The organism is Roseiarcus fermentans (assembly GCF_003315135.1).
In the GTDB taxonomy this organism is placed as follows: Bacteria; Pseudomonadota; Alphaproteobacteria; order Rhizobiales; family Beijerinckiaceae; genus Roseiarcus; species Roseiarcus fermentans.
The window spans coordinates 75,135-84,925 of record NZ_QNRK01000032.1 but is presented as its reverse complement, the minus strand read 5'-3'; the positions used below and the strand labels follow the sequence as shown (position 1 = coordinate 84,925).

At 69.2% G+C, this 9,791-nt stretch carries 9 protein-coding genes; 3 read left to right on the top strand and 6 right to left on the bottom strand.

The annotated features are described in order from the left end of the window. Positions 1-148: 148 nt before the first annotated feature. On the bottom strand, positions 149-385 hold the full coding sequence (locus DFR50_RS23610) for a hypothetical protein (RefSeq protein ID WP_113891719.1): 237 nt from the start codon (positions 383-385) through the stop codon (positions 149-151). A 616-nt stretch (positions 386-1,001) separates the two neighbouring features. Beyond that, a complete protein-coding gene (locus DFR50_RS23605) occupies positions 1,002-2,390 on the bottom strand; it encodes an ABC1 kinase family protein (protein ID WP_113891718.1) in 1,389 nt (462 codons plus the stop codon). Positions 2,391-2,601: 211 nt separating this feature from the next. Here DFR50_RS23605 and DFR50_RS23600 point away from each other — a divergent pair, with 211 nt between their 5' ends. Beyond that, positions 2,602-3,237, top strand: coding sequence for a hypothetical protein (locus tag DFR50_RS23600; RefSeq protein ID WP_113891717.1), 636 nt, complete (start codon positions 2,602-2,604; stop codon positions 3,235-3,237). 164 nt (positions 3,238-3,401) lie between these two features. Here the strand turns inward: DFR50_RS23600 and DFR50_RS23595 are convergent, their stop codons facing one another. From DFR50_RS23595 to DFR50_RS23580, 4 genes are all read right to left on the bottom strand, one after another. Continuing rightward, positions 3,402-3,578: a hypothetical protein gene (locus DFR50_RS23595; protein ID WP_245428087.1), complete on the bottom strand. Its 177-nt coding sequence runs from the start codon at positions 3,576-3,578 to the stop codon at positions 3,402-3,404. Positions 3,579-3,666: 88 nt separating this feature from the next. Continuing rightward, positions 3,667-3,894 (bottom strand): hypothetical protein, encoded by a 228-nt coding sequence (locus tag DFR50_RS23590; protein ID WP_113891716.1) that lies wholly within the window; start codon positions 3,892-3,894, stop codon positions 3,667-3,669. A 213-nt stretch (positions 3,895-4,107) separates the two neighbouring features. Continuing rightward, on the bottom strand, positions 4,108-4,437 hold the full coding sequence (locus DFR50_RS33670) for a type II toxin-antitoxin system Phd/YefM family antitoxin (RefSeq protein WP_170153362.1): 330 nt from the start codon (positions 4,435-4,437) through the stop codon (positions 4,108-4,110). Between the two features lie 33 nt (positions 4,438-4,470). Further along, positions 4,471-6,303 carry a M3 family oligoendopeptidase gene (locus tag DFR50_RS23580; protein ID WP_245428091.1) on the bottom strand — a complete coding sequence of 611 codons (1,833 nt, stop codon included), beginning with the start codon at positions 6,301-6,303 and terminating at the stop codon, positions 4,471-4,473. Positions 6,304-6,482: 179 nt separating this feature from the next. On the opposite strand from DFR50_RS23580, the gene DFR50_RS23575 reads away from it, so the two are divergent. Both DFR50_RS23575 and DFR50_RS23570 read left to right on the top strand, forming a co-directional pair. After that, a complete protein-coding gene (locus DFR50_RS23575) occupies positions 6,483-7,964 on the top strand; it encodes a sigma-54-dependent transcriptional regulator (RefSeq protein ID WP_113891732.1) in 1,482 nt (493 codons plus the stop codon). A 100-nt stretch (positions 7,965-8,064) separates the two neighbouring features. Beyond that, entirely contained in the window at positions 8,065-9,783 is a 1,719-nt protein-coding gene (locus tag DFR50_RS23570; RefSeq protein ID WP_113891713.1) for a L,D-transpeptidase scaffold domain-containing protein, read from the top strand. Positions 9,784-9,791 lie beyond the last annotated feature (8 nt).

The following is a 9,791-nucleotide window of genomic DNA, read 5'->3' as shown; positions in this document are numbered from 1 at the left end:
AAGCCGAAGGCGCTGGCGATGCCGAGCAGATCGACCGCCGTGGCGCCGCTCCCCATGCCGCCGACCACCGCCGCCCCGCAGCCGAAGAACACGAGCGCGAAGGTTCCGATGAATTCCGCGAGTTGTTTGTTCATTGCCGATCCTCCCTTCAGATCATGATTTCCACGGCGGGACGGCGACCGTCGCCCGCGCCGTCCGGATCGCCGCACGGGACCGTCGCCGCGCGGCTTCCCGCCTCCAGCTGGGCCGCCACCGCCGCCCAGAACGTGAAGCGTTTGCGCGAGCGCGCCCGCCTCGCCTTCTGCTGCTCGAGCCTCGCCAGGCGCCGCGCCCGGTCGCCTCCATACCGGCTGCAAAGCCAGTCGACCGCCGACGATACGCTCATGCGGCGCGGCAAACTCTCCATGTCCCCCAAGGCCCGCTCCCTTGCCTCTAATTTCCCTGGGCGAGGCCGGCGAAGGAACCCTGAGGCCTGGCGCCGGGCCCTGGGCGACTGCGTCAGGCCCGGCTCAACGCTGATCATGCCAGAGAACCGCCCGCGACTCGACCGGAATCTTGTCGAAACGGCGCCCCTACCGGGTTCCGGGGTCGCAAAGCGCCAAACAAGCGTTGCAGGCTGCGAGGCCCCGGGCGATCCGGGAGGCCGGCCGCCAGCGTGCGGCAGGACGCGCCGCCGGACGCTTCGGGGCGCCGTCGGCGCAGCCAGTCCGCATCTCCGGGCGCCGGCCCTCGCGCCTTGCCCATGCCGGCCAGGCGCAACGGCGCAGGCCGCGACGCGCCTCGGCGAACCGGCGAAACCCGACGCGGCCGCGCCTTTTCCGTGCGGAGCAGGCGGCGAGACATCCGGATCCAGTCCCGGTCCGCGACGCCCGAGACAATCGGCTTCGCCATCGCGATCGAGCAAGGTCGAGCGCCGGGCCGCCGCCGGCCCCTTTACGCGGAGAGTCGGGGCGGAGGGGTCGTTCCCAGCCTTCGGGCGAGACCGCGCCCCGGCTGAGGCGTCAGGGCGCCTCGGCCCGGCTCGCCGCCGTGAGCCCGACGGTCTTCAGCGCCTCCGCCTGCCGCCGGCCGACCGCTTCGGGATCGAAGTCGGCGATCGCGTCCTCGTACAAGCGGTGGAAGTTGAGGCGAGCGCCCAGCCGCAGGAAGGCGCCGCCGAGGCCGATGGTGGCGCGTTCGAGGAACACGAACTCGCGCGGAATGAGGAGACCGCCGCCCTCCGCCTTCAGCGCGCGCATCGCCTGGCCGATCTCCTTGCGTCCGTATTCGCCGGGGCTGACGCCGTCGGCTGCGGTGCGAACGCGATCGTCGAGGGTCGGCCCGCAAATGAACCGCGCCCAGATGGTCATGGCGTCGAAAGTGCCGCGCGTCAGTTTCGGGAAGCCCCACATCGCATAGGCCTCGCGCAGATGCGCCTCGTCGTTGGCTTTGAGAGCGCGATAAAGCTCGACGACGCCCTGTACGAAGCGCGGCGGAAAAATGCGCACGCAGCCGTAGTCGAACAGGTTGATCCCCTCGATGGTCTGGCCCGCGCCAGACCCTTTTCCAACGACGGCGTAATTGCCGAGATGGGGATCGCCGTGAATGACCCCGTAGCGCAGGAACGGCTGCCACCACGCGTCGAACAGACCGACGGCGATCGCATCGCGCGCGGCCTGCGGCGCGCCCTCGAATTCGGTGAGCTTCTCGCCCTCGAGCCATTGCAGCGTCAAAAGCCGCCGCGTCGACAGGTCTTCATGGACACGCGGCACGCGCACGAACGGCCTGTCCGCGAGCATCAGGCCATAGAGCCGCGCCACCTTCGCCTCGCGAAAATAATCGAGCTCCTCGCGCACCCGCTCTCGGATCTCCCGCGCCATCTCGCGCGTGTCGACCGCCCCGCCGATCCGCTTGTGCAGCGAGAACAGGAGATCGAGCTGCGACAGATCGGTTTCGACCGCGGAGGCCATCTCGGGATATTGCAGCTTGCAGGCGAGTCCTTCGCCCTCGAGCGTACGCCCTTTGTGGACCTGGCCGAGCGAGGCGGCTGCGGCCGGCTTGAAGTCGAACTCGGCGAAGCGCTCGCGCCAGGTCTGGCCGAGCTCGGCGATCATCCGGCGACGGACGAATCCCGCCCCCATCGGCGGGGCCTGGGATTGCAGCCGGATGAGTTCGTTGGCGTAGTCCGCGGGCAGCGCGTCGGGGATGGTCGTCAGGAACTGCGCGACCTTCATCATCGGCCCCTTCATGGAGCCCAGCGCCGAGGCGAAGGCGCGCGCGTCGTCGTCCCGCCCGCCCCCGGTCAGGCGGTTGACGCCGACCCGGGCGGCGAACGCGCCGGCGTTGGCGCCGAGCCGGGCGTAGCGCCGCGCGCGCGCGGAAAGGCGGTTGGCTTCGTTGTCTTGGGGCAAAGGGGGGAGTCCATGAGTCGGTGGCCATGCATATAGGCTCGGCGCCCAGGGATTGCACGCCGCGCTCTGGAAGGCGCCGCGCGCAAGAAGGGAAGGCTGGAGGTTTCGCAAGCAAACGGAAGGGGGCAGTGTTGGGCGTGGGCGGCGACCCCGCCGCTTTGGCCGCCTGCGCCCCACCGCGCGAGCGTTCTCCAAAAGAGGTCAGGTCATTATGAAGTTTGGAAACGCTTTCGAGTCGGCGGCCCAGGCGCAACATCAATTCGAGACATGCTGGAGCGACCCCAATGCTACGCGGTTTGAATTGCCGCTCATCGGAGTCAATGACATCTTGCGCGAACATTACATTATGAAGCCGGATGTCAATCTGACGCGGTCGATGATTTGGGACATGGAGTGCAAGAAGGCTTTGGATCCTTCGACCTACGTTCCCTATGTTGTCTCGGACGCTGGCCTGTCGGGACGACGCCGACTGAGCGACGGCTGCGAGCATTTTGTGCGATGGTCGACCCAGAAGGCGTGGCTTGGCGAGCAGCGAGGTCGAGTCCTCGAGTCGATATTCATCGATCACGCCAATCAGAGAATTGTCTTTCTCGGCATCGCCGAGATGAAATCAGCAGACGGGCGGACGGTCGCCGCGGCGGATTATCAGCCATTGGTGCATGTCGAACACGCAGCCGGCGGCTCGGAACATAATCCGTATAATCTCTGGAGGATTGTATTTCTCACCGCCATGAAAGACGAGCGTTACATTCAGCCGTTCGAAAAGATGGCGATGACCGGCCTCCTTCCAGGATATCTGGAGATCTACATCCGGAAGGACCTGAAAGTGGAATTGATGCGACGGTGATGGTCAGCGGGGCTGTGGACGCAGCCCGCCGGCTCCGCGCCCCTACCCCATCGCCTCCAGTTCGTCGATCATCCGCTCGATCAGCGACAGCCCGATGCTCCAGAAGGCCGGGTCCTTGGCGTCCAGGCCGAAGGGCCTTCCGAGGCTTCCGCGCAGCCGCAAATTCAGAGCCGCACCGAACCCGGCGCAGAAGAAGGATTGCGCGCGGCATGCCGAATGCTGTGAGTGACGATTTCGCTCTCCGCCGCCTCGTCGAAAACCAGATACGGGTACGGCGTCACGACCAGGCGGCGGATTGCCGGATCGTCTGTGCGTGTCCCGATCAAGGGGTGCTGCGGCAAAAGATCGATGCTCCCTGCGGAGAATGCTCGGCGAGGTAATCGAGTATCCCGTCGAGTTCAGCAAGCGCCGGAAGTGTGTACCGGACCTTCACAAGCCGTGTTTCAGCCAGACGGCGCGCACCTGTTCATCCGGGGCGAATTCTCCACGCGCGGAGGCGGCCTTGGAAACCGCGATTGCGGCGCGTTCATCGTCGCTCAAGGGGATCACCGCCTCGTCGTCGCCGGCGAATCGCAACACGAGGCGCGCGATTTCGTCCTGTGCGGCGGAAGGTAGGCCGCGGGCGGCCTTAACGGCGCGCTCAAGCAGTTCAGTCATATGGGAAGGATATCCGCTATCGAGGTAACTCCCAAGCCGGTGGCCAACAGCGCCGTCATCGCGAGCGAAGCGAAGCGATCCAGGGCCGCTGGGCCGCTGTCGCGCCCTCTGGTCGTCCCGCCGCCCTTCCTTGCGAGCAATTTCTTCCGCAGGAGGCAAGCGGCGGCATGGGTTGCTTCGTCGCTTTGCTCCTCGCAATGACGGGGTTGGGAGTTACCTATCGAGAGAGGACGGAAGCGAAACCCTATGTTCCGATGTGCCGATTGAGCTGGACTGGACCCCGCGTCGCGGGATCGCCTCGTACTCGGCGATCGGCGCGAGTGCGGCGACCGGGCGGCCGCGCTTCGTGATGAGCGTCGCCGAACCGCGTTCGGCTACGTCCAGAAGTTGCGGCAGGGTGTTTCGCGCTTCCTCGGCGCTTTTGTCTCGGTCATGCCCAACCGTACGGGACTGGCCGGCTGGCGCCGAGCGCGACCGGCGCCGCCGCCGGGCGGGCGCGGGACGCGCGCCCTCCCAAGGCTCTCCTCTCGTCCCTTCACGCACGGTCCGCCATCCCTCACGCCGCAATGGCGAACGTCACCCCATCGCCTCCAGTTCGTCGATCATCCGCTCGATCAGCGACAGCCCGATGCTCCAGAACGCCGGGTCCTTCGCGTCGAGCCCGAACGGGGCGAGCAGTTCGTTGTAGGACTTCGAGCCGCCGGCCGCGAGCATCGCCAGATAGCGCTCGGCGAACCCCTCGGGGGCGCTCTCGTAGACGCCGTAGAGGGAGTTCACCAGGCAGTCGCCGAAGGCGTAAGCGTAGACGTAGAACGGCGCGTGGATGAAGTGGCCGATGTAGGTCCAGAACACCTCGTAGCCCGCCTTCAGCTCGATCGCCGGACCGAGGCTCTCGCTTTGCACCTTCAGCCACAGGTCGGCGATCCGCTCGGCGGTCAGTTCGCCCTTGCGCCGTTCGAGATGGACGGCGCGCTCGAAGGTGTAGAACGCGATCTGGCGCACCACCGTGTTCAGCATGTCCTCGACCTTGGCGGCGAGCATCGCCTTGCGCTCGGCCGGGTCGGTCGCCGTCGCCAGGATCGAGCGGAAGGTCAGCATCTCGCCGAACACCGACGCCGTCTCGGCGAGCGTCAGCGGCGTCGGGGCCATCAGCGCGCCGTTCGGCGCGGCCAGCACCTGATGCACGCCGTGGCCGAGTTCGTGGGCGAGCGTGGTCACGTCGCGCGGCTTGCCGAGGAAATTGACCAGCACGTAAGGGTGCGCCGACGGCGTGGTCGGATGGGCGAAGGCGCCGGGCGCCTTGCCGGGCCTCACCGGCGCGTCGATCCAGCCTTCGTCGAAGAAGCGCCGGGCGATGTCGGCCATGCGCGGCGAGAAGCCGGCGTAGGCCGAAAGCACCGTGTCGCGGGCCTCGTCCCATGACCAGAGCCGTGGCGGCGCCCCGGGCGGCGGGGCGTTGCGGTCCCAGTGCGCGAGCTTGTCCTTGCCGAACCAGCGCGCCTTCAACGCATAGTAGCGATGCGACAGGCGCGGATAGGCGCTCGTCACCGCCGAAGCCAGCGCCGCGACCACCTCGCCTTCGACGCGGTTGGCGAGATGGCGCGAATCCGCGACGTCGGCGAACTTGCGCCAGCGGTCGGAAATCTCCTTGTCCTTGGCGAGCGTGTTGGTGATCAGGGTGAACAGGCGCACGTTCGCCCCGAGGCTCGCCGCCAGCGCATGGGCGGCCGCCTCGCGCACCGTCTCGTCCGGATCCTGCAATTTCCCGAGCGTCGGTTCGAGCGTCAGGCTCTCGCCCGCGACGTCGAAGCGCAGCGCCGACATGGTGTCGTCGAACAGGCGGTTCCAGGCCGAGGCGCCGGGGACCGACTTCTCCAGGAACAGCTGCTCGATCTCGTCGGCGAGCTGGTGCGGTTTTTCCTTGCGGATGTCGTCGAGCCACGGCCGGTAGCGGGCGAGCGGCGGCGCGGCGAGCGCCGCCTCGAGCGCGTCGTCGTCGAGCCGGTTGAGTTCGAGCTCGAAGAACAGCAGGTCGCCGGCCAGCGCGGTCACCTTCTCGTTGGTGTCGCCGTAGAACTTGGCCCGCGCGGCGTCGCTGGTGTCGGAGGCGTAGAGCAGCGACGCATAGGCCATCACCCGGCCGATCAGGTCCTGCAGCGCCTCGTAGGCCGCGACCGCCTCGGCGAGGCGGACGCCCGCCCCCGGCGACGCGGCGACGGCCGCGAGCTTGCCGCGCCAGGTCTGCGCGAACGCCCTCGCCTCGGCCGCCGCGCGCTCGAAGTCGGCGGCGAAGCGCGGCGACTCCATGCCGTCGTAGAGATCGTCGAGGCGCCACTGCGGCAGCGCGCCGGGCTCGCCCGCGGCGCCGGCGCGCGCCTCGATGTCGTAAACGGTTCCGGAAAGCGTCATCATTGTCGAGTCCCGTTCAACCCTGTTTTCACGCTGGCGCGATCCTTCCCCCTCGAGAAGGCGCTTTTGCGGACGGCGCGTTGCGACGGGGGGAGGTCATTAACAGGGCGTTTACCGTGATGACCGAGGGTGGCGCAATGCGCGGCGCGTCCGTCGCCGCGAACGCCCCCGGGAACCAGATGGCCGCACTCATCCTCGTTGTCGACGACGATCCGATCCAGCGCCGCCTGCTGGAGGCGACGACGCGGCGATTCGGCTACGCCGTCGAGTGTGCGGAGTCGGGCGAGGCGGCGCTCGCGCGTCTCCGCGCGACCGACCGGCCGCCGGTCGATCTCGTCATTCTCGACCTCGTCATGCCCGACCTCGACGGCATGGGGGTGCTCGAGCGCATGCGCCAGATGAAGCTCGCGGTCCCGGCGGTGGTGCAGACCGCGCATGGTTCGATCGAGGCGGTGATTTCGGCGATGCGGGCGGGCGCGATCGATTTCGTCGTCAAGCCGGTCGGCGCCGAGCGGCTGCAGGTGTCGATCAAGAATGCGCTCAGGGTCGACGCGCTCGAGGACGAACTGCGCCGGGCCAACCGCCGCAACGCCGGCGAGCTCGGCTTCCGCGACATCGTCAGCCGGGCGGAATCGATGGCGCGCACGGTGCGCCTGGCCGAGCGCGCCGCCAAATCCAATATTCCGGTGCTGATCGAGGGCGAGTCGGGCGTCGGCAAGGAGCTGATGGCGCGCGCCATCCAGGGCGGCTCCGATCGGCGCGGCAAGCCGTTCGTCACCGTCAATTGCGGCGCGCTCCCCGAAGCTCTGGTCGAATCGATCCTGTTCGGCCACGAGAAGGGCGCCTTCACCGGCGCGACCGAAAAGCACGTCGGCAAGTTCGCCGAGGCGAACGGCGGCACGCTGTTCCTCGACGAGATCGGCGAATTGTCGCTCGAGGCCCAGGTCAAGCTCCTGCGCGCGCTGCAGGAGGGCGAGATCGATCCGGTCGGCGCGCGCCGCCCGGTCAAGGTCGACGTCCGCTTCGTCTCGGCGACCAACCAGAACCTGATCGAACTGGTGAAGGCGGGGCGGTTCCGCGAGGACCTGTTCTACCGCCTCAACGTCTTTCCGATCGCCATTCCCCCCTTGCGCGCCCGCGCCTGCGACATTCCCGACCTCGCGCGGCGCTTCGTCGCCCGCTTCTGCGCCGAGGAGGGCAAGCGTATCCGCGGCCTGACCGCCGAGGCGAGCGCGCTGCTGTCCGCCTACGACTGGCCGGGCAACGTGCGCCAGCTCGAGAACGCCGTCTTTCGCGCCGTCGTGCTCGCCGACGGCGACGAGCTGACGGTCGCCGAATTCCCGCAGATCGCGGCGCAGGTCGACGGGTTCGAGGTTCGCATCCCGCCGGCGCCGCCGCCGGTCGCCGCCGACCCCGACGCCGCGCCGATCCGGCCGGCGACGATCGCGGCGCCCGACCCACACGCGCTCCGGCTGCTCGACGACCGCGGCGACGTCCGCACGCTCGAGGAGATCGAGGCGGAATCGATTCGCTTCGCCCTCGCCCATTACCGCGGCCAGATGTCGCAGGTGGCGCGCAAACTCGGCATCGGCCGCTCCACGCTCTACCGCAAAATGAAGGACTGCGGCTTCGGCGACGGCCTGATGGGGGACGCCGCGTAAGGGTCGGCGGGGCGCCGCCCGATTTCGCCCCGGGCGCGCCGATGCGGTATCGTCGTTCACGGTCGCAGACAACGCGGCCGAGCGGGTTTTGGAAGGCACGATGAGTCTCGGAGTTCGAAAGCGGCGCCCGGCGCCGTTTCAGTCGGCCGTCGCATGGGCGGCGCTTGCCGTTGCGTCAGGCTGGGCGCTGGCCGCCGAAGCGCAGGGGTTGCGGCCGCCCGACCCGCCGCCGTTCTCCGCCCTGACGCCGAACGCCCTGATCGAAACGGTTTTCGCGCCGCGGACGGCGGCGGTTTCGGTCCCGGGCCAGGCGGTCGATCTCGGCCCCTTCCAGGTCCTCGCCGACGCGGACGCCGCCGCCGCGACTCCCTCGCCGCCCGAGGCCGCCTCGCTCGCGCCGCCCTCCGTCGAGCCCTCGGCGATCCCGTCCGCGGCGGCGCCGCCCGACCCCGTCCCGACCGCGCTCGCAGCGGCCCTCGCGCAGTTGATCGTTCGCGACGACGGCGCCAATCCGCTCGGGTCCGGCGACTGGCGGGCGGCGCGGGCAGCGATCGGCGCGTTCTACGCCGATCGCGGCTTCCAGCCGGTGTGGGTCGACGCCGACGGCCTGACGCCGGCCGGCCGGGCGGTCGCCGCGCAGGTCGCCCGCGCCCCCGAGGACGGGCTGCAACTCGGGAAGGTTGCGCTGCCGCGCGGCCTCGCCGGGCCGCTCGATCCGGACGCGCTCGCGCGCGCAGAGGTCGCGATCGCCGCGGCGGTCGTCGTCTACGCCGAGCAGGCCAGCGGATCGCGGCTGTCGCCGGCGCGCATCTCGCCGATCCTGTCCACCGCGCCCGACGTCGCCGATCCCGGCGCGGCGCTGGCCGCGACCGCCGCGGCGCCCGATCCCGGCGCCAGGCTCGCCGACTTCAATCCGCCCCAGAAGGGCTATCGCGGTTTGCGCGAGGCGCTCGCGCGCATCGACGAAGCGCAGGGCCGCAGCGGCGCAGGCGTCGAACTGTCCGGGTCGGCCGCCGACGCGCCCGCGGTTCCCGACGACCCGCTGATGGGCGCGGCCAGCGGACGGCGGGCGCGCGGAAGGGTCGCCGTCGCGTCCGCTGCGGAGGGGTCCCGGCGCGCGCCGGCGCGCGAGCGCGCCGCCATCCTCGCCAACATGGAAATGTGGCGGTGGGAGCCGCGCGACATGGGCGAGCGCCGGATCGAGGTCAACATTCCCGACTATTCCGTGGCGGTCATGGACGGCGATGCGGTGGTGATGAGCACGCGCGTCGTCGTCGGCAAGCCGGACACGCCGACGCCGGTGTTTTCCAACGTCATGCGCTACGTGCTGATCAACCCGTCGTGGCAGGTGCCGGACTCGATCATCAAGAAGGAGATCCTGCCGCGTCTCGATCACTTCGCTCGTCTCGGCTACGAAGTGAAGACCGTCGGCGGCCGGGTGGTGGTCCGCCAGCCGCCGGGCCAGGGCAACGCGCTCGGGCGCTTCGCCTTCATGTTCCCCAACGATCATTCCGTCTATCTGCACGACACGCCGTCGCGCGCCTTGTTCGACGAGGACATGCGGGCGCTGAGCCACGGCTGCGTGCGCGTCGAAGACCCGCAGCGGCTGGCGGAAATCGTGCTCGAATGGCCGGAGGCGCGCGTCGAAGCGGCGATCGGCCGCGCCGAGCGGACCGTGTTCCTGCCCCGGCCGCTGCCGGTTCACATCGAGTATTTCACCGCGTTCGTCGACGCCGACGGAACGCTCGAACAGCGGCCGGACGTGTACGGCCTCACCCAGCGGGTCGCGAGCACGTTGTCCGCGGCAGGTCAAGATTGAAACGGGCG